We start from the raw sequence: 19,783 nt of genomic DNA on the forward strand, positions 1-19,783 counted from the left end.
CCGTCACCGGCCCCGGACGGCACGTGCGCGTGGTCCTCGTCGACGACCACCGCATGTTCCGTACGGGAGTCCAGGCGGAGATCGGGCAGACCGAGCGGACCGGCGTCGAAGTGGTCGGCGAGGCCGCGGACGTCGACCAGGCGGTCACGGTCATCACCGCGACCCGCCCCGAGGTCGTCCTCCTCGACGTGCACCTCCCGGGCGGCGGCGGGGTCGAAGTCCTGCGCCGCTGCTCGCCGTTGATGGCCGACGCCGAGCAGCCGGTCCGGTTCCTCGCGCTGTCCGTGTCCGACGCCGCGGAGGACGTCATCGGCGTGATCCGCGGCGGCGCCCGTGGCTACGTCACGAAGACGATCACCGGCACCGACCTCGTCGACTCCGTCTTCCGCGTCCAGGACGGCGACGCCGTCTTCTCGCCCCGCCTGGCCGGCTTCGTCCTCGACGCGTTCGCCTCCACCGACGCCCCGCCCGTCGACGAGGACCTCGACCGCCTCACCCAGCGCGAGCGGGAGGTCCTGCGCCTCATCGCCCGCGGCTACGCGTACAAGGAGATCGCCAAGCAGCTGTTCATCTCGGTGAAGACCGTCGAGTCCCACGTGTCGGCGGTGCTGAGGAAGCTGCAGCTGTCGAACCGGCACGAGCTGACGCGCTGGGCGACAGCGCGACGGCTGGTCTGACGTCAGGGCTTCACCGCCACGGTCCGGAAGTCCGCGCGGTCGACGTGCCGTCCTGCTCCGCGTGCCGTCCTGCTCCGCCGTGCGACGCAGGTCGGCCGGACCGCGGTCCCGGTCTGCGGGGACCGCGACGCCCGCGGCGGGGCAGGCTCGCTCACGCCACGCGAGTGGCCCCCGCGAACGGCATCTCGTCGATCGGCGCCACCCGCACCGGCGCCGACGGGTTGGGCGCGTGCACCATCTGCCCGTTGCCCACGTACAGCCCCACATGGCTGATGCCCGAGTAGAAGAACACCAGGTCCCCGGGCCGCAGTTCGGACCGGGACACGCGTTGGCCCGCGTTGATCTGCGCGTACGTCGTCCGGGGCAGCGAGAGGCCCGCGGCGCGGTACGCGGCCTGCATCAGACCCGAGCAGTCGAAGGCGTCGGGGCCCGTCGCGCCCCACACGTACGGGCTGCCGAGCTTCCCGTAGGCGTAGGAGATCGCCGCCGCCGTACGGGAGTTGGGCGCCTGTGCGGAGCTGCCCGCGCCGAGGTCGCGCGGCGCCGGGGCGGAGCGCGAGGCGCGGGCGGTGTCCGCGTCGTCCGCACCGATCCGCGCCCGGTCCTCGTCCGACAGCCCCGACAGGAGCCGGCGCGCCTCACCCAGCTTCCCGGTGACCGTCTTCTTGTGCCGCTTCAGTTCCGCCTGCTGCGCCTTCAGTGACGTGAGCTCGACGTGCGCGGCCCCGCGCAGCTGCTCGATCTCGCGCAGCTGGGTCCGTACACGCGAGACCGTCGAGGCCTGCCTGCTGCCCGCACGCTCGGCGAACGCGGCGCCCTCCAGGTACTGGTCGGGGTCCGAGGAGAGCATCAGCGCCAGAGAGGGATCGACGCCCCCGTCCCGGTACTGGGCGGTGGCCAGCGAACCGAGCGCGTCCCGCTCGGAGTTGAGCCGCTCCGTCTTGCGCGCGGCCTCGTCCTGCAGGGTGCCGAGCCGCCCCGCCGCCTTCCCGGACTTCTCCCTCGCCCCGTTGTACTTCTCAGTGGCGACCTCCGCCTCCTGGTACAACTTGTCGACCTTGGCCTTCACCTGAGCCGGCGTCAGCTCGGGCGAGGCGACCCCGGTCCCGTCGAACCCGGTCGCGCTCGCCGCCCCCGCGAGGGCGATGGTGAAGGCGGTACGGGCCGTACCACCGCCGAGTGAGCGCTGTCTGGGCTTACGGTGCGCTGCCACGTGCGATCCACGTTCCTTCCGTACGGCCGCCGGGACACGGTGTGTCCCGGGCGGCGGTTCTCAGGGGCCGGTTGCACGTCCGGCGGCGGCCCGCACAGGGGGAGGCGGGACGCCGCCGGACCTTTTCTCGGCGGTGGCGCCGGCAGCCGCCCCTGGCCCGGGCGGTTGTGGTGGGGAGCCGGTCGCCTGGGAAAGGACGCTAAACCTGGTGGTGTGCCGGGGGTAACGGCATGTACGGAAGTGGTGTCAGTCGGGCACGAGCTGACCGGATGCGACCGCGATCCGGGCCCGGCGCAACCGACTTGGCGCGGTGGGCTGACCGAAGCGCGGATTGCGGGGGAGCGGCACACGGGACGGTGCTATGGGCTCCGTCAGAGGGTGCCGAGCGCGCTGCCGCGGGGGTGTCCGGACCGGGGCGGTGCGAGGCGGTATCCGGACGTCCGGTTAAGGTCCGGGCTCATGGACGTACTCATTCATGTCTTCGTCGCCCTGCACATCATCGGCATCGCCTCCCTGCTGGGCGGATTCCTCACCCAGATGAAGGCGATGGGCGACGGCACGGCCCGCTTCACCCCCGCGATGCTCCACGGCGCGCTGACCATGCTGGTCACCGGCGTGGTCCTCGTCGGCCTGAACCAGGCCGACGACCAGACCGTCAACAACATCAAGATCGGCGTGAAACTGGCGCTGCTGGTCGTGATCCTCGGCCTCGTCTATGTGAAACGCGACGAGGAGAGGGTGGAGAAGGAACTGTTCGGCCTGGTCGGGGCACTGACCACGGCGAACATCTTCATCGCGGTTCTCTGGACCTGATCTCCGGCCGGGCTGGATCCGGGCCGGACCGGGTCACGCGCGCGTGCCGTGCCCCCAGTCGTGCCTCCCGCCCCGAGGGGCCGCGGGCCCCTGCCCCGAGCGGCGCCTCTACGCCGGCCGCACCACGCTGTGGATCGGCATGTAGTAGACCGACTCCTCGCGGACGTACGAGCCCGGCTTGGGGGCGTGGATCATCATGCCGTCACCGATGTAGACGCCGACGTGGCTGATGTCGTCGTAGAAGAAGACGAGGTCACCGGGCTGAGCGCTGTTCACGGAGACCGTCGTACCGGTCTTGACCTGGTCCCACGTCGTACGCGGGAGGGTGACGCCGGCGGCCTTCCAGGCGGCCTGGGTGAGGCCGGAGCAGTCGTACGAACCGGGGCCGCTCGCGCCCCAGACGTACGGCTTGCCGATCTGGGCACGGGCGAAGGCGAGCGCCTTGTCGGCCTTGGCGGTGGAGGCGGAGTCCGAGCCGGCGCCCGGCACGCCTCCCGTTCCCGTGGAGGTCCCCGTGCCCTGCTGGGTCTGTGCGGCCGCCTCCTGCCGCCGGCGGTCCGCGTCGGCCGCCTGCCGCCGGGCCAGTTCGTCGGCCTTGCGCCGGGCCTCCTCCTGCTTCTCCCGCTCGATCGCGGCGAGCCGGACCTTCTCCTCGGCGGTCAGCTTCGAGAGGAGCGCGCGGGCCTCGGCGAGCTTCCGCTGGACATCGGCCTTGGACGTCTTCAGCGTGCTCTGCGTCGTGGTGAGCGTCTCCAGCCCCTCGGACGCCTCCTGCCGCTTCTTCGTGGTGGCGGCCTGCTGCGTCGCGTAGTCGTCGACGGCCTGCTGCTGGCGGGCCGTCAGCCGGTTCATCAGCTGGGTCTGGTCGAAGTAGTCCTGCGGGTTGTCCGCGAGGAGGAGGGACGCCGAGTCGGGGGCGGAGGCTCCCGTGCGGTACTGCGCGGAGGCGAACGTCCCGAGGTCCTCGCGGGCGGCGTTGAGCTTCTCCGTGCGCTGCGCCACGTCGTCGAGCAGAGTGCCGACGCGCTTGCGCTGCTTGGTGGTCTTCTCCTTGGCCGCGTTGTACTTCTCGGTGGCCGTACCGGCCTGCTGGTAGAGGTCGTCGATCTTCTTCTGGACCTCCTCCGTGCTCGGCGTGGGCTCCGTGGCCGGCGAGGCGTCCGCCGTCTGGGAGAGCAGGGCCACCGAGGTCAGAGCCGCGGTGGCGAGGGCCGGGGTCCGTATGCCCATGGGACCGGGGGGCCGCGACTTGCGGTGTGGCGCCACGAGGGCGTCTCCTTCCGTGATCCGCCTACCGAGTTAGCTGTCGGGTTCGGGCGAGTGCTTCGGAAGGTTTGCCCTACGGTCCTTGTCCCGCGAGGGAGTCGGACCGATTCACCCCAAGATCGGTTGGGTCCCCGGTTCCGGCGGCCGCGAAGGCATGCCGGATTCGGCGGAGTCCGCTCGGCCCGGCGATGTTCGCCGGTGCGGGTCGAGCGGCCTACAGGAAAGTTAGCCAATTCGTGTGGCTCCTGTGAAGTTTGATGTGCGATATGCCCGATACATTTTCGTGACCTCGCATTCTGATCTTGCCCTCCGGTGCCAATTGGCGCTGATCTGCGCCGAGTTGTCCGGAGTAATGGATTCCGATCGGCGAGTGCGTTGGCTTCCAATCAGCCAGAGTTGGGCGGCAGTACCGAACCGTGGGGGCGCGAGCCGGCAGGTGGCTCCAGGTCGACGCGCAGGCCGGCTCGGCCCACTCGGTGACCGGGCGCGACCCGGCGAGTGGGTACGACTCGGCGAGTGGGTACGACTCGGTGACGGAGTGCGACGAGTTCGACGGGGAGAGTGAGGGGCCGGGAGTGCCCGGTACCTGTGGGACTCCGGCGTCCGGGCGGGCGTCGCCGGGTGAGCGCGGCCGCCGCGTCCGGATTCCGCCGAGTTTCCGGGGTGGCGGCGGGGTGTCAGTGCGGGCGCCTAGACTCGGAGAGCGATGAGCAGCCTCTTTGACGACAGCTTCCTGGCGGACCTCAAGCCCTCGCAGGCCCATGAGGAGGAGCCCCCGCCGCCGCCCGAGGACCAGGCGCCGGATCCCGTGCCGGACGACTTGTTCGGCGGTCGCTTCGACGTGCCGCCGAGCAGGGACGGGTACTACCGGGACGGCGCCTCCCGGCCGCTCGTGGACCCGGCCGCCCTCCTGGACGGGCTGAACGAGAACCAGCGCGCGGCGGTGGTCCACCACGGCTCCCCGCTGCTCATCGTGGCCGGCGCGGGCTCCGGCAAGACGCGGGTGCTCACGCACCGGATCGCCCACCTGCTGGGCGAGCGCAGGGTGCACCCGGGCGAGATCCTCGCGATCACCTTCACGAACAAGGCCGCGGGCGAGATGAAGGAGCGCGTCGAGCAGCTCGTCGGCCCGCGGGCCAACGCGATGTGGGTGATGACCTTCCACAGCGCCTGCGTCCGCATCCTGCGCAGGGAGTCGAAGCAGCTCGGCTTCACGTCGTCCTTCTCGATCTACGACGCCGCCGACAGCAAGCGCCTCATGGCCCTGGTCTGCCGCGACCTGGATCTCGACCCCAAGCGCTTCCCGCCGAAGTCCTTCAGCGCCAAGATCTCGAACCTGAAGAACGAGCTGATCGACGAGGAGGACTTCGCCGCCCAGGCCACCGACGGCTTCGAGAAGACCCTCGCCCAGGCCTACGCCATGTACCAGTCGCGGCTGCGCGAGGCGAACGCGCTGGACTTCGACGACCTGATCATGACGACGGTCAACCTCCTGCGTGCCTTCCCCGACGTCGCCGAGCACTACCGCCGCCGCTTCCGCCACGTCCTCGTCGACGAGTACCAGGACACGAACCACGCGCAGTACGCCCTGGTGCGGGAGCTCGTCGGCACCTCCGAGCACCCGGTCGACGTACCGCCCCGCGAGGACGACCTCCAGCCGGCCGAGCTGTGCGTCGTCGGTGACGCCGACCAGTCGATCTACGCCTTCCGCGGTGCGACCATCCGCAACATCCTCCAGTTCGAGGAGGACTACCCGAACGCGACGACGATCCTGCTGGAGCAGAACTACCGCTCCACCCAGACGATCCTCACCGCGGCCAACGCGGTCATCGAGCGCAACGCATCGCGCCGCCCCAAGAACCTGTGGACCAACGCGGGCGCGGGCGCCAGGATCACCGGCTACGTCGCCGACACGGAGCACGACGAGGCCCAGTTCGTCGCCGACGAGATCGACCGTCTCACCGACTCGGGCGACGCGAAGGCGGGCGACGTCGCCGTCTTCTACCGTACGAACGCCCAGTCCCGTGTCTTCGAAGAGGTCTTCATCCGTGTCGGCCTGCCCTACAAGGTCGTCGGCGGCGTCCGCTTCTACGAGCGCAAGGAGGTCCGGGACGTCCTCGCGTACCTGCGTGTGCTCGCGAACCCCGAGGACTCCGTACCGCTGCGCCGCATCCTGAACGTGCCGAAGCGCGGCATCGGCGACCGCGCCGAGGCCATGATCGACGCGCTCTCCCAGCGCGAGAAGATCAGCTTCCCGCAGGCCCTGCGCCGCGTCGACGAGGCGTACGGCATGGCGGCCCGCTCGACCAACGCCGTCAAGCGGTTCAACACGCTGATGGAGGACCTCCGGACGATCGTCGAGTCGGGCGCGGGCCCGGCGACGGTCCTGGAAGCGGTACTCGAACGGACCGGCTACCTCGCCGAGTTGCAGGCCTCGACCGATCCGCAGGACGAGACCCGCATCGAGAACCTCCAGGAACTGGCCGCGGTGGCCCTGGAGTTCGAGCAGGAGGCCGGTGAGGGCGAGACGCCTGCCGGGCTCTCCGCGTTCCTGGAGCGGGTCGCGCTCGTCGCCGACTCCGACCAGATCCCGGACGAGGACGACGACGGGTCCGGAGTGATAACGCTCATGACCCTCCACACCGCCAAGGGCCTCGAATTCCCCGTGGTGTTCCTGACCGGTCTGGAGGACGGCGTCTTCCCGCACATGCGCGCGCTCGGCCAGACCAAGGAACTGGAGGAGGAGCGGCGCCTCGCGTACGTCGGCATCACGCGCGCGCGGGAGCGGCTGTACCTGACGCGGGCGTCCATGCGCAGCGCCTGGGGGCAGCCCTCGTACAACCCGCCGTCCCGCTTCCTGGAGGAGATCCCGGACACGCATCTGGACTGGAAGCGCACCGGCTCCATGGGCGCGGTGCCCTCCGGTCCGGCCGGTGGCGTGGCGGCTTCCCTGTCCTCCTCCCGCTCACGCTCGGCCGCCTCCGGCGCGTCCGGCTTCGCGACGCGGCGGGGTGCCGCGGAGAAGCCGGTGGTGTCGCTGGCCGTCGGGGACCGCGTCACACACGACCAGTTCGGCCTCGGCACGGTGGTCGGAGTGAAGGGCACGGGGGCGAACGCGGAGGCGACGGTCGACTTCGGCGCGGAGAAGCCGAAGCGTCTGCTGCTGCGCTACGCGCCGGTGGAGAAGCTGTAGCCCGCCGGGCCCTCGGAGCGGCCCGCGGGGCTTGGGCTGCCTGACGGTCCGGGGTGCTGCCTGCGGACTTCGACCGCCAGGGCCGCGAGGACTGCCAGGACTGCCAGAAGCGCTGGACCTCCTGCCTGATGGCGGTCCTGCGTCGCCCGGCGGTCAAGGGCTGTTCGCGGGCGGGATCGCGAGCCCGCGGCCCGCCCGGGGTTCGAGGACGAGTTTCGAGTGCGAGGCCGTTCAGACCACTGGGTGGGTTCGACCCGGCCCTGACGGTCGCCTCGGCGGTCCTGCCGGAGGTCGGCTCAGGTCGGGTTGAGTCCGTGGCTGCGCAGCCACGGGAGCGGGTCGATCGCCGAACCGCCGGCGGGGCGCACCTCGAAGTGCAGATGCGGCCCGGTGGAGTTGCCGGAGTTGCCGGAGTACGCGATCGGGTCGCCGGCCTTCACGACGGTCCCCGAGGCAACCTTGTACGTGGAGAGGTGGCAGTACCAGGTCTCCGTACCGTCCTTGGCCGTCACGATGATCATGTTCCCGTACGCGCTGTTCCACTGCGTGCGGACGGTGCCGTCCGTCGCGGCCATCACCGTCGTGCCGTACGAGACGGGGAAGTCGATGCCGGTGTGCACGGACATCCAGTTGATGCCGGCCTGGCCGTAGTAGGCGCTGAGCCCGTGCCGCGCGACCGGCAGCGCGAACTTCGGACGCAGCCGCTCCTTACGGGCCGCCTCCGCCGCCGCCTTCTGCTTCTCGGCGACCTGCTGGGCCTTCAGGTCGATACGTTCCTGCGTCCGACTCGCCCGGTCGGCGAAGTCGTCCGCGTCCGCGGAGAGGTTCTCGAGCTGGGTGTCCAGCTGGTTGTTCGCGGCCGCCGGCTGCACGGCGCTCACATCGGGCGCGGCGGCTGTCGTCTGGACCTCGTCCTCGCCGCCGCCACCGGTCACGGACGCGGCGGCGATCCCGGCGACACCCATCACGCACGCCGACGGCACGGCGATCGTCAGCAGCGCGGAACGCTTGGGCGGGGTGCGGCGGCGCGACCGGGAAGAGGCGGAACGGCCCGCCGCGCGGGACGCGGCACGGGAGCCCGGCGCGGCGGTGGCGGCGGGAGCGGTCTCCTCGACGCCGTCAAGAAGGGGGGACTCGTCATGAGCGTGGCCATCAGGGTCCGCGACGTCGTCGGCCCGGTCGGAGTGACCGAAGTCGTCCTGCGCGGTGGCCTGTTCCTCGTACGGAAGCTGCTCGAACGTGCTGGTGGCCTGCTGGTCGAACGGGACCTGACCGTCGTGCGGGTCCTGGTGGTCGTACGACTCGTGGTCCGTCTGTACCGGCTGGTGGACCTGGGTCCGGGTCTGGTGCTGCTCGCCGCCGTCCGAGTTCCAGGCCGTGGCGTCGTAGGTGCCCGTCTCGAAGGTCGGGGCGGTCCACTGCTGGGTGGGGTCGACCGGGTCGGCCTGCAGCCACGCGTTCGCGTCCCACTGCCCGGTGCCGTCCGGGTTCCCGGCCTGCGTGGGGATCTCGCCGAGCTGCTGGTAGCCGGCGTCCGGCCAGACACCGCTCGTGTCGTAGCTGCCGGTCTCGTAGGCGGCGTGGTGCTGGGCCGCGTACGGGTCGTAGTTCAGGGTCTGGTGGCCGCCGGTGGAATGCGCCCAGTCACCGCCGCCCGGCGAGGCTCCCGTCGCGGCGTCGTACGAACCCGTACCGCCGCTTCCGTCGGTTCCACTCCCGTTGCCGGGAAGGTCGCCGAAGAGGGGGTCGGTGTCGAACGTGGTCGTCGCGTAGGCGCCCGTCGTGTCGTAACCGCCCGTCGTTCCGTACGAGCCGGACGCGGAGGCATCAAAACCGGTGGCGGGGTACCCGTCGTACATGGTGAAGTCGCCGTACGGGACTCCCTGCTGGCCAGGGGACGCGTAATGCGCCGTGGCGGCCTCGGGAGCCGGAGCCGGGGGAGTTACGGTCCCCGACGGGTGACGGTCGTTCACCAACTTCTCTTTCGCCTCGACGACAGGGGCTGGCAGAGCAGTGCGGCGACTGTACCCGGCGGTATGAGGGCGCGACAATCTTCAGCAGGTTTCCTCTTCTCAGGAAAGGGGCATTCGGATGTCTTTCGGCGGAGGCCGGGCACAGCCTTGGCCTTGCGTTCGATGAACGTTCGAAGAAACGCCGTCTCCTGAGCCCGATACGGCTTCCGCTTACGGCACTTGCCCCCACGTACCCTTGCCCTGCTTCGGGGCGAGCTGTGCCCTGATGCCCGCTTCCGGTTACGCCACCGTCAGGCCGCCGGCGTGAGCGGCGGCGCGGGCGGCGGCGCCGGCGGTCGTCTCCTCGACGTCCAGGGCCTGTCGTATGCCGAGCGCGACCGCCGGGTGCACCGGCAGGGCGAGATGTCCGATTCCGGTCACTCGTACGTTCTGTGCGAGGAGGTCCGGGTGCTCGATACATGCCGTCTCCAGCGGGTCCATCAACTGGTCGAGGTCGCTCCAGAAGCTGACGAACCGCGTGCGGCAGTGCGGGGCCGGCTTGCTCAACTCGTCGAGCACGCCGGAGCCCGGGCGCATCTGGCGGACGATCGGGTGGGCGTTCATCAGCGGAACGACCCGCGTGCCCCCGTGCGGCGTGCCCAGCGTGACGAGGGTCCGGACGCGGACGTCACCCCCGAGGCACTGCACGTAGTAGCGCGCGATCAGTCCGCCCAGGCTGTGTCCGACGATGTCCACCTCGTCGCGGCCGGTGCGCTCGCAGATCTCCTCTATGTGCCGGCCGAGCAGCTCGGCCGCGGCCCGTATGTCGCAGGTCAGCGGAGAGTAGTTGAGCGACTCGATCTGCTGCCGGCCGTGCTGGGCCAGCGAGCGGCGCAGCAGCACGAAGACCGAGCGGTTGTCGATGAAACCGTGCAGCAGTACGACCGGGGGCTTCTCCGGGGTGGGGAGTCGGGTGGTGTCCGCTGCGGGGACCGCGCCGAGATCGGTGTCGGGCAGTTCGGGCAGCTCGGACAGGGGGCGGGGCGGGGCCGAGGACGGGCGGCGCTCCGGGGTGATGCCGGAGGGGTAGAGGAGGAGGTGGCCCGCGAGGATCGCGATCTCCAGGGCCGTCGCCTTCAGCAGGGTCAGTGAGAATCCGGCCAGGCTGTCGGGAAGCAGGCGCCGACACAGTGGAAGCAGGGGCAGTACTGCCCTGGTGACCTTCATGGCCGACCTCCCGTCGGCGCACGGCAGGACCCCTCTGTCCCCCGTGTGCCCTCGTGGGAAGCCGGTGGTGAGGACGGCGACAACGCACGTGCGGTGTGGGTGACACCGGTGGAGCGACGGGTGGCCCGTCGTCGTGCGATCACCGAAACGCCGCACCACCCCGTCGCGCGTGTGACGGCGCGGAGGTGCGGAGACCTCTTGGCGACTTCCCTTGCGCTCGTCCCGGGTGCGAACCGTTTGTCGCGGTGTGCGGACCGATGCGCGGCGAACTTGTCCCATCGTGTGATTTCCCCCTCGGTCTCCACCGCGAAACTGCCGGTTACGGGATGGTGGAGATAACGTTCGTTCACTTTCCCGGGCCGGCCGGCGCGGGGCGGCTGTGCCGGCGGGGTACTGACGGGGTACTTCGGAGGCGGCGCGGTGACGGCGAGCCGCCGTCGCGGTCGCCGGGTGCGGTGGTCGGTACGGGCGGCAGGTACGGGTGGCAGGAACGGACGGACAGCCGGTACGTGCGGCCGCGGTACGGGTAGTTTCTGTAGATCGGTGCAGTCGGTTCATGGAGGCAGTGATGGGTGTGGCAGCCGGTCCGATCCGCGTGGTGGTGGCCAAGCCGGGGCTCGACGGGCACGACCGCGGAGCGAAGGTCATCGCGCGGGCGCTGCGCGACGCCGGTATGGAGGTCATCTACACCGGTCTCCACCAGACGCCCGAGCAGATCGTGGACACGGCGATCCAGGAGGACGCCGACGCGATCGGTCTCTCCATCCTTTCCGGTGCGCACAACACCCTGTTCGCCGCGGTCATCGAGCTCCTCGAGGAGCACGAGGCCGAGGACATCAAGGTGTTCGGCGGCGGGATCATCCCCGAGGCGGACATCCCGCCGCTCAAGGAGAAGGGCGTCGCCGAGATCTTCACGCCCGGGGCCACGACGACGTCCATCGTGGACTGGGTGCGCGCCAACGTCCGGCAGCCTGCCGGCACGTAGGGCTCCGCCGGTTCGGCGGGATGTGCGGGGTGGGTCGGATTCGGTGTGCGTGCGGGCGTGCCGGCGTGCGGGCATGCGTGGGCGGGTGCGGGTCGCCTGTGGCTGGTCGCGCAGTTCCCCGCGCCCCTGGGCGGGGGCCGGTGCGGCAGGGGCTCGCCCGCGACGGGCGCGCGGACGCGGTAGGAACGGTCGCGTCCCGGGTCGGGCCCAGCCGCCATCCGCGCCTTGCGCACCCCGTACCCCGTGCCCCGTACCTGCATTCGGACCCCACGCTCACGCCCGCGTGAGTTCGCTCTGCATGGCCGCGCGCAGGCGCAGCGTGGTGACGAGGCGCTGGAAGGATTCGGCCCAGTAGCCTCCGGCGCCCGGAGCCGCGTCCTCCGGCTCGTCGGGGACGGCGGTCAGCGCTTCGAGGCGGACGGCCTCCGCCGGGTCGAGACAGCGCTCGGCCAGGCCCATCACCCCGCTGAAACTCCACGGGTAGCTCCCCGCGTCCCGCGCGATGTTGAGCGCGTCCACCACGGCCCGGCCCAAGGGGCCCGCCCAGGGCACCGTGCACACCCCGAGCAGCTGGAACGCCTCGGACAGCCCGTGCACGGCTATGAACCCCGCCACCCAGTCCGCCCGCTCCTCGGACCCCAGCGTGCCGAGCAGCTTCGCCCGCTCGGCGAGGGACACGGCACCAGGCCCGCCCGCCTCGGGTGCCGCGGGCGTCCCCAGCAGCGCTCTGGACCAGGAGGGGTCACGCTGCCGGACCGCCGCGCGGCACCACGCGGCATGCAGCTCGTCCTGCCAGTCGTCGGCCACGGGCAGCGCCACGATCTCCTCCGGTGTACGGTCCCCGAGCCGCCGTGACCACGCGCCGAGCGGTGCCGCCTCCACCAACTGCCCCAGCCACCAGGACCGTTCACCGCGGCCGGCCGGAGCCTTGGGAAGCACGCCGTCCCGCTCCATGCCGGGATCGCACTCGTGCGGCGCCTCCACCACGATCGCCGGTGTGCCCTGCGTGCGGTCGACCGCGACGCAGGACCCCGCTCGCTCCGCCATCCGGCCGGCGAGCGCCGAACCGGGCAGCGCGGACAACAACTCCGCCGCCGTGGCCCGCACATTGCGGCTCCGGTCGGCCAACGCCCGCTCCAGGAACGGCTCGTCGGCCGCGCCCAGCCCCGTCCGCAACGAGTCGAGGAACATCAACCGGTCCTCGGCCCGCTCCGTCGCCCAGGTGGTGGCGAGCAGGTCCCGGGCCGCCGCCGCGTCCCGCGCCCGTATCGCCGACAGGAGTGCGACCCGCTCGGCGAACAGCCCCTCCTCCCACAACTCGCGCATCCGCTCCGGCTCCTCGGGCCCGGGCAGGGCCGCACCGCCGCCCGGCGTCGACCGCAGCGCGAACCGCCAGTCCGTGTTCAGCCGGGCCAGCCACAGCGCGCGCGGTCCCGCGAACGCAAGCACCGCCGGCCGCAGATCCGTACGCCCCCGGGCCGCGTCCAGCAGCGCGGGCAGCGCCTGGGGAGGAGCCGCGAAGCCCTGACGGTTCGCCGTGGCGAGCCACTGCGGCAGCAGCTCCATGAGATCGGGGGCCGTCCCCCTGCGCCCGCCGCTCCCCGCTCCCGGCCGGTCGGCGAGGAGCATCGTCAGCCTGCGCGCCGCCGCCGGCGGCAGCGCGGGACGGGCATCCTCCGCCGCCGGCTCGACCCGGGCCGCCGCCCGCCCCGGCCGCATCCCGGCCCGTCGCCGCACGGTCTCCACCGCTGCCGCGTCCAGCAACGCCGCCGGTGCGTCGCGCCCGGCCGCCACCCCCGGCGGCGTACGCCGAGCCGTCCCCAGCAGCGCCACGGTAACGAGCTCCTCCCAGTGACTCCCCTCGGGTGCCTCAGGGAGAGCGGGCTTCCTGGTCATGCGCGTCCCTTCCGTAGGGGCCACGGGGGCCACAAGGTCTTCAGGGGGTCGAGAGGGCTGGAGGGCGGTGTCCGTCAGCACAGGGTCACCGCCTCGCCCGGGCCCTCGGGCCAGGCCGTGAGCGGGGAGAAGCCGCGGTGGCCGCACTCTCCGAAGACCGTCACCGGTGCACCGCCGGAGAGGGCGACCAGGCGCCACAGACCGGAGCGGGACCGGGCGGCCGGGGTCAGGGGCAGGGCGAGCTCCCCGTCGGCGTCCGCCAGCTGCCAGCCGTCGCCGTCCGGAATCGGTACGACACGGCCGAGCGTCACCGGGTGGGAGTCCAGCCACGGGTCGTCCCGGAGCGCCTCGCCGTACCGGGCCACGGCCCGCGCCACGTCCACGCCGGGCGGCCGGAACTCCGTGGGCGCCGCAGGAGCGAACCGCTCGCCCAGCGCCGCCCGCGACTGCCCCACGCCCGGATACGCGGACACCTCCGCGTCCAGGGCCAGCCCGACGGGCAACGCCAGCTCCGGCGCGCGCCCGGCCGCCCCGTACGACAGGACCAGCGCGGTGCGGCCCGACCCGGCGCCGTACAACCAGATCCGGCGGGTCGTGAGGTGGCTGTCCGAGGTGTCGTACTGGGCCAGGACCAGCCAGTGGTCGCGCACCGGCGGGCCGTCCGCCGAGCCGGGCAGCCCGATCCGGGAACGGACCGTCGCAGCCAGGCCGTCGGGCAGCCGCTCACGGCGCAGCCATCCCTGGTCGAGGAGGTGGAGCAGCGCACACTCCTCCAGCAGCCGCACCGGCCAGCCGGAGCCGGACGACGGTATCGCCCCCAACTCCCGTACGCGTGCGGCCAGTCCCGGTGCCTGCGCGTCGACCATGCGGGCCGCCGTCTCCTCCCACAGCCCGTACCCCGCCTGTTCCGCCGAGGCCAGGCCGCCCCGCAGCAGATCGGTCAGCCGCTGCTCCAGCTCCGCCGCCCCCGCGGTGATCCACTCGGCCCGGCGCTCCGCCCTGCGCCGCGCCGCCTCCGGATCACCCGAAGGCGGGGAACCGGCCGCGCCCGCCGCCCGCTTGTCGTCCGCGCGCTTCCTCCTGTCCTCGATCCACTCGCCCGCCCACTCCGGCACCTGCCCCCGCGGCACCGTGCCGTCCTCGCCGGCCCAGAGCAGCAGCAGCCCCAGCGCGTGCTTGCACGGGAACTTGCGGCTCGGGCAACTGCACTTGTACGCGGGCCCCGTGGAGTCCGCGATGTCGATCACCGTCCGGTACGGCCTGCTGCCGCTTCCCCTGCACAGCCCCCACACCGTCCCCTCGTCGGAACTGCCCGCCTCCGACCACGGCCCGGCCGCGCCGAGCTTGCTGCCCGCCTTGCGTGACGCGGTGTCAGGCGCCAGTGCCAGCACCTGATCCGCGGTCCAGCGCACCCCCTGCTGAGTCATGTCATCGAAGGTAGATCCCCCCACTGACAATTGACCGCGGTCAGTGTATTTCCGCAGGTCAGAGCCCATTGTCAGTGGCGTGGTGCACGGTGGAACCAGATCCGAACCGGCCGAGCCGCAAGGGGGACCGCTCCATGTCCGTGTCCGTCGATCCGACGTCCGTCGACCCGAGTCCGCACCAGTCCGAGCCCGCACCCACGAGTGGCGGCGCGGCGAGGGCGGCAGGCGTGCGTACGGCCACGGCCACCGCCCCGTCCGCGCCGGACGCGGGCGAGGAGTTGCGGCCGCACGCCGAGGACGCGTTCGCCGCCGAACTCGCCGCGCTGGCCGCACAGGACGACCGCCCGCGGCCGGCCCGCTGGCGGATGTCACCGTGGGCCGTGGCGACGTACCTGCTCGGCGGCACCCTCCCGGACGGCACGGTGATCACGCCGAAATACGTGGGACCGCGCCGCATCGTCGAAGTGGCGGTCACCACGCTCGCCACCGACCGGGCACTGCTCCTGCTCGGCGTGCCCGGCACGGCCAAGACCTGGGTCTCCGAGCACCTGGCCGCAGCGGTCAGCGGCGATTCCACCCTCCTCGTGCAGGGCACCGCCGGCACGCCGGAGGAGGCGATCCGGTACGGCTGGAACTACGCGCAGCTGCTCGCGCACGGCCCGAGCCGTGACGCCCTGGTGCCCAGCCCGGTCATGCGGGCGATGGCGGAGGGCATGACGGCCCGCGTCGAGGAACTGACGCGCATCCCCGCCGACGTACAGGACACGCTCATCACGATCCTGTCGGAGAAGAACCTGCCGATACCGGAGCTGGGTTCGGAGGTGCAGGCAGTGCGGGGCTTCAACCTGATCGCGACGGCCAACGACCGCGACCGCGGGGTGAACGACCTGTCGAGCGCCCTGCGCCGCCGCTTCAACACGGTGGTGCTGCCCCTGCCGGAGAGTGCCGACGCCGAGGTCGAGATCGTCTCGCGCCGGGTCGACCAGATCGGCCGCTCCCTGGACCTGCCCGCCGTGCCCGACGGCATCGACGAGATCCGCCGCGTCGTCACCGTCTTCCGCGAGCTGCGCGACGGCGTCACCGCCGACGGCCGTACGAAGCTCAAGTCGCCCAGCGGCACCCTGTCCACCGCGGAGGCGATCTCCGTCGTCACCAACGGCCTCGCACTGGCCGCCCACTTCGGGGACGGCGTCCTGCGAGCCGGTGACGTCGCCGCGGGCATCCTCGGTGCCGTCGTCCGCGATCCGGCGGCCGACCGCGTCATCTGGCAGGAGTACCTGGAAGCGGTCGTCCGTGAGCGCGACGGGTGGAAGGACTTCTACCGGGCGTGCCGGGAGGTGAGCGCGTGAGCGAGCCGGATACGGGACGCCAGGCGCGGCGGGCGCCCGGTCCCCTGCTGCTCGGGGTGCGCCACCACGGGCCGGGCTCGGCGCGGGCCGTCCGTGCGGCACTCGACGAGGCGAGCCCGCGCGCGGTGCTCCTCGAAGGGCCGCCGGAGGCGGACGCGTTGATCGCGCTCGCCGCCGACGAGGACATGCGGCCGCCCGTCGCCCTCCTCGCGCACGTCGTGGACGAGCCGGGTCGGTCGGCGTTCTGGCCGCTCGCCGAGTTCTCACCGGAGTGGGTGGCGATCCGCTGGGCCCTGGAGCACGAGGTGCCGGCCCGCTTCATCGACCTTCCCGCCACGCACACGCTGGCATGGGGAGGCGAGGAGGAGAAAGAGAAGGAGGCGACGAGGGAAGGAGAGGAGGAGAGCGGCGAGGAGAGCGACGAGGAGGGGCCGCCGGACGGACCTCGTCCGCAAGCCGCGGAAGCCGTGCGGATCGACCCGCTCGCCGTGCTCGCCGAGACCGCCGGGTACGACGACGCCGAGCGGTGGTGGGAGGACGTGATCGAGCACCGGGGGGCGCGGGGAGGCGACGCGTTCGCACCGTTCGAGGTGCTCGCCGAGGCCATGGGGGCGCTGCGGGAGGTCTACGGGGCGGGAGGACACGAGCGGGATCTCGTGCGCGAGGCCCACATGCGCCTTCAGATGCGGGCGGCACAGCGGGAGTTCGGGGACGACGTGGCCGTGGTGTGCGGTGCCTGGCACGTGCCCGCCCTGCGACAGCGGACGAGTGTCGCCGCCGACCGGGCCCTGCTCAGAGGGCTCCCCAAGGTGAAGACCGACATGACGTGGGTGCCCTGGACGCACCGGCGGCTCTCACGGGTGAGCGGTTACGGCGCGGGCATCGACTCGCCCGGCTGGTACGGGCACCTGTTCGCCGCGGCCGACCGCCCCATAGAGCGCTGGATGACGAAGGTGGCGGGGCTGCTGAGGGACGAGGACCGGCTGGTCTCGTCCGCGCACGTCATCGAGGCGGTGCGGCTCGCCGACACGCTCGCCGCGATGAGGGGCCGCCCCCTGCCCGGCCTCACCGAGACCACCGACGCCGTACGGGCCGTGATGTGCGAGGGCTCGGACGTACCGCTCGCACTCGTGCACGACCGGCTCGTGGTCGGCGACGTACTGGGCGAGGTCCCCGCGGCGGCACCCGCGGTCCCGCTGCAGCGCGACCTCGCCCGGCTCCAGCGACGGCTGCGGCTGAAACCGGAGGCGCAGCAGCGGGAGTTGGAGCTCGACCTGCGCAAGGAAACCGACGGCGGGCGCAGCAGGCTGCTGCACCGGCTGCGACTCCTGGGCGTCGGGTGGGGAGAAGCCGTCGCGTCACGCGGCAGCACCGGCACCTTCAGGGAGACCTGGCGACTGCACTGGGAGCCGGAGCTCGCGGTGCGCGTGGCCGAGGCAGGGGTGTGGGGGACGACCGTGGTCGCCGCCGCGACCGCGAAGGCCGAGGCGGACGCCGTCGGCGCCCGTTCCCTGGCCGACGTCACGGGCCTCGCCGAGCGCTGCCTCCTCGCCGAACTCCCGGACGCCCTCCCTGTGGTGATGCGGATCCTCGCCGACCGCGCCGCTCTGGACGCCGACGTGGGCCACCTCGCCCAGGCGCTGCCCGCCCTCGTCCGCTCCCTCCGCTACGGCGACGTACGCGGCACGGGTACGCAGGCCCTGGCCGAGGTCGCCGCAGGGCTGGCGGAGCGCGTCTTCGTCGGGCTGCCTCCCGCATGCGCGGCTCTCGACCCGGAGGCCGCGGAGGAGATGCGGGGGCATGTCGACGCGGTGCACGGCGCGGTGGGGCTGCTGGCCGAGGGCGGCGAGGACGACTCCCGGGCCGGCATCCGCGGCCGATGGCACGCCGTGCTGGGCACGCTGTGCGCGCGGGACACCGTGCCGGGCGTCGTCCGGGGACGGGCCGTCCGGCTGCTGCTCGACGATGGGGAGTTGGGGCAGGAGGAGGCGGCCCGGCTCATGGGTCTGGTCCTGTCGCCGGGGACCGCACCCGCGGACGCGGCGGCATGGATCGAGGGGTTCGTCGGCGGGGGGTCCGGGGGCGGGATGCTGCTCGTGCACGACGAGCGGCTGCTCTCGCTGGTCGACTCCTGGCTGACCGGGGTGCCGGGGGCCGCGTTCACCGACGTGCTGCCACTCCTGCGGCGCACCTTCTCGGCGTACGAGCCCGGAGTGCGCCGCACCCTTGGCGAACTGGTCCGGCGGGGGCCGACACCGCGCGGTGGCCTCGCGGCCACCACCTCCGGGACACCCGGCTTCGCGCCCGCCCTCGACACGGACCGCGCCGACGCCGTACTGCCGGTGCTGCGTCTGCTGCTCGGCCTGGACGAGGCGGACGGCCGCGCCGCCGACGACAACGACCTTGTGGGGGTGGGCCGGTGACCACGGGAACCGAGAGCACGGGAACCGAGAACACGGGAACCGAGAACACGGGAACGGCCGACCGGGTCGGCGCGTCCGGCCCGGCCGATGCCGTCGACGAACGGCTGCGGCGCTGGCGGCTCGTGCTCGGCGGGGACGACGCGGACGGCACCGGCCACACGCTCGCAGGACAGGACGCCGCGATGGATGGGGCGCTCGGCGCGCTGTACGGGAAGAAGGACGGGAAGGGAGGCAGGGCGCGGCCGGGACAGGACCGTTCGGCCGGGCTCGGGGCGTCCGCGCCGTCCGTCGCCCGGTGGCTCGGGGACATCCGGACGTACTTCCCGTCCTCCGTCGTCCAGGTCATGCAGCGGGACGCCATCGACCGCCTCGGCCTGTCCACCCTCCTGCTCGAACCGGAGATGCTGGAGGCCGTGGAGGCCGACGTGCACCTGGTCGGCACCCTGCTGTCGCTCAACAAGGCGATGCCCGAGACGACCAAGGAGACGGCACGGGCCGTCGTGCGCAAGGTGGTTCAGGACCTGGAGAAGCGGCTCGCGACACGCACCCGGGCCACCCTGACGGGCGCACTGGACCGCAGTGCTCGTATCAACCGGCCGCGCCACCACGACATCGACTGGAACCGCACCATCGCGGCCAACCTCAAGCACTACCTGCCCGAGTACCGCACGATCGTGCCCGAGCGGCTCATCGGCTACGGACGGGCCTCGCAGTCCGTGAAGAAGGAAGTCGTCCTGTGCATCGACCAGTCGGGCTCGATGGCGGCGTCGGTCGTGTACGCGTCGGTGTTCGGCGCGGTCCTGGCCTCGATGCGGTCCATCGACACCCGGCTCGTCGTCTTCGACACGGCCGTGGTCGACCTCACCGACCAGCTCGACGATCCGGTGGACGTCCTCTTCGGCACGCAGCTCGGCGGCGGCACGGACATCAACAGGGCGCTGGCCTACTGCCAGTCGCAGATCACCCGCCCCGCCGACACCGTGGTCGTGCTCATCAGCGACCTCTACGAAGGAGGCATCAGGGACGAGATGCTGAAGCGGGTCGCCGCGATGAAGGCGTCGGGGGTGCAGTTCGTGACGCTGCTCGCGCTGTCCGACGAGGGGGCACCCGCCTACGACCGTGAACACGCGGCGGCCCTCGCGGGCCTGGGAGCACCGGCGTTCGCCTGCACGCCCGACCTCTTCCCGGAGGTGATGGCGGCGGCGATCGAGAAGCGCCCGCTGCCGATACCGGACACCGGGAGCCCCGGGCGGTAGAGGCGCGGGCGAGGGAAAAAGCGGACATGCGTATCCATCGGTAACGGGGGACTTGCGCAACCTCGGGAGTCCCGTGCGAGGATCGGCGGGCTTTCGGGGGCGTGCA

The 19,783-nt window shown here is 72.3% G+C and carries 13 protein-coding genes and 1 riboswitch; of the genes, 7 read left to right on the top strand and 6 right to left on the bottom strand.

The window, feature by feature from the left end; all coding sequences use genetic code 11:
• The first annotated feature begins 23 nt into the window (after positions 1 to 23).
• Positions 24 to 677, top strand: a complete 654-nt coding sequence (locus KUF83_RS02035) for a response regulator transcription factor (protein WP_143639346.1) — start codon at positions 24 to 26, stop codon at positions 675 to 677.
• Positions 678 to 828: 151 nt separating this feature from the next.
• Here the strand turns inward: KUF83_RS02035 and KUF83_RS02040 are convergent, their stop codons facing one another.
• On the bottom strand, positions 829 to 1,890 hold the full coding sequence (locus KUF83_RS02040; RefSeq protein ID WP_217452752.1) for a C40 family peptidase: 1,062 nt from the start codon (positions 1,888 to 1,890) through the stop codon (positions 829 to 831).
• Positions 1,891 to 2,349: 459 nt separating this feature from the next.
• On the opposite strand from KUF83_RS02040, the gene KUF83_RS02045 reads away from it, so the two are divergent.
• Positions 2,350 to 2,703 (top strand): hypothetical protein, encoded by a 354-nt coding sequence (locus KUF83_RS02045; RefSeq protein ID WP_217452753.1) that lies wholly within the window; start codon positions 2,350 to 2,352, stop codon positions 2,701 to 2,703.
• 108 nt (positions 2,704 to 2,811) lie between these two features.
• On the opposite strand, the gene KUF83_RS02050 is transcribed toward KUF83_RS02045, so the two are convergent.
• A complete protein-coding gene (locus KUF83_RS02050; protein ID WP_217452754.1) occupies positions 2,812 to 3,969 on the bottom strand; it encodes a C40 family peptidase in 1,158 nt (385 codons plus the stop codon).
• Positions 3,970 to 3,975: 6 nt separating this feature from the next.
• A riboswitch (cyclic di-AMP (ydaO/yuaA leader) is annotated at positions 3,976 to 4,148 on the bottom strand.
• 527 nt (positions 4,149 to 4,675) lie between these two features.
• On the opposite strand from KUF83_RS02050, the gene pcrA reads away from it, so the two are divergent.
• On the top strand, positions 4,676 to 7,162 hold the full coding sequence (gene pcrA / locus KUF83_RS02055; RefSeq protein WP_217452755.1) for a DNA helicase PcrA: 2,487 nt from the start codon (positions 4,676 to 4,678) through the stop codon (positions 7,160 to 7,162).
• A gap of 296 nt (positions 7,163 to 7,458) precedes the next feature.
• Here the strand turns inward: pcrA and KUF83_RS02060 are convergent, their stop codons facing one another.
• Both KUF83_RS02060 and KUF83_RS02065 read right to left on the bottom strand, forming a co-directional pair.
• Entirely contained in the window at positions 7,459 to 9,135 is a 1,677-nt protein-coding gene (locus KUF83_RS02060) for a M23 family metallopeptidase (protein WP_217452756.1), read from the bottom strand.
• Positions 9,136 to 9,414: 279 nt separating this feature from the next.
• Entirely contained in the window at positions 9,415 to 10,341 is a 927-nt protein-coding gene (locus KUF83_RS02065) for a triacylglycerol lipase (RefSeq protein ID WP_217452757.1), read from the bottom strand.
• A 568-nt stretch (positions 10,342 to 10,909) separates the two neighbouring features.
• Between KUF83_RS02065 and KUF83_RS02070 the strand changes: the two genes are divergently transcribed.
• On the top strand, positions 10,910 to 11,326 hold the full coding sequence (locus KUF83_RS02070) for a cobalamin B12-binding domain-containing protein (protein ID WP_217452758.1): 417 nt from the start codon (positions 10,910 to 10,912) through the stop codon (positions 11,324 to 11,326).
• Between the two features lie 273 nt (positions 11,327 to 11,599).
• On the opposite strand, the gene KUF83_RS02075 is transcribed toward KUF83_RS02070, so the two are convergent.
• Both KUF83_RS02075 and KUF83_RS02080 read right to left on the bottom strand, forming a co-directional pair.
• Positions 11,600 to 13,222: a DUF5691 domain-containing protein gene (locus KUF83_RS02075; protein WP_217452759.1), complete on the bottom strand. Its 1,623-nt coding sequence runs from the start codon at positions 13,220 to 13,222 to the stop codon at positions 11,600 to 11,602.
• 74 nt (positions 13,223 to 13,296) lie between these two features.
• Positions 13,297 to 14,649 carry an SWIM zinc finger family protein gene (locus tag KUF83_RS02080; RefSeq protein WP_217452760.1) on the bottom strand — a complete coding sequence of 451 codons (1,353 nt, stop codon included), beginning with the start codon at positions 14,647 to 14,649 and terminating at the stop codon, positions 13,297 to 13,299.
• A gap of 134 nt (positions 14,650 to 14,783) precedes the next feature.
• On the opposite strand from KUF83_RS02080, the gene KUF83_RS02085 reads away from it, so the two are divergent.
• The 3 genes from KUF83_RS02085 (at position 14,784) to KUF83_RS02095 (ending at position 19,677) form a co-directional block, all read left to right on the top strand.
• The gene (locus KUF83_RS02085; protein ID WP_217452761.1) at positions 14,784 to 15,998 is read left to right on the top strand and encodes an AAA family ATPase; all 1,215 of its coding nucleotides are present in this window, start codon (positions 14,784 to 14,786) and stop codon (positions 15,996 to 15,998) included.
• On the top strand, positions 15,995 to 18,421 hold the full coding sequence (locus KUF83_RS02090; protein ID WP_217452762.1) for a DUF5682 family protein: 2,427 nt from the start codon (positions 15,995 to 15,997) through the stop codon (positions 18,419 to 18,421). Before KUF83_RS02085 ends, KUF83_RS02090 begins: the two co-directional genes overlap by 4 nt.
• Before the next feature lie 104 nt (positions 18,422 to 18,525).
• The gene (locus tag KUF83_RS02095) at positions 18,526 to 19,677 is read left to right on the top strand and encodes a VWA domain-containing protein (protein WP_217452866.1); all 1,152 of its coding nucleotides are present in this window, start codon (positions 18,526 to 18,528) and stop codon (positions 19,675 to 19,677) included.
• Positions 19,678 to 19,783 lie beyond the last annotated feature (106 nt).

It is taken from the genome of Streptomyces sp. BV286, from assembly GCF_019090165.1.
GTDB lineage: Bacteria > Actinomycetota > Actinomycetes > Streptomycetales > Streptomycetaceae > Streptomyces.

Excerpts from the sequence above, each read along its gene's own strand:
- KUF83_RS02045 (WP_217452753.1), top strand. The coding sequence starts at position 2,350 with ATGGACGTACTCATTCATGTCTTCGTCGCCCTGCACATCATCGGCATC.
- pcrA (WP_217452755.1), top strand. The coding sequence starts at position 4,676 with ATGAGCAGCCTCTTTGACGACAGCTTCCTGGCGGACCTCAAGCCCTCG.
- KUF83_RS02065 (WP_217452757.1), bottom strand. The coding sequence starts at position 10,341 with ATGAAGGTCACCAGGGCAGTACTGCCCCTGCTTCCACTGTGTCGGCGC.
- KUF83_RS02070 (WP_217452758.1), top strand. The coding sequence starts at position 10,910 with ATGGGTGTGGCAGCCGGTCCGATCCGCGTGGTGGTGGCCAAGCCGGGG.
- KUF83_RS02075 (WP_217452759.1), bottom strand. The coding sequence starts at position 13,222 with ATGACCAGGAAGCCCGCTCTCCCTGAGGCACCCGAGGGGAGTCACTGG.
- KUF83_RS02080 (WP_217452760.1), bottom strand. The coding sequence starts at position 14,649 with ATGACTCAGCAGGGGGTGCGCTGGACCGCGGATCAGGTGCTGGCACTG.
- KUF83_RS02085 (WP_217452761.1), top strand. The coding sequence starts at position 14,784 with ATGTCCGTGTCCGTCGATCCGACGTCCGTCGACCCGAGTCCGCACCAG.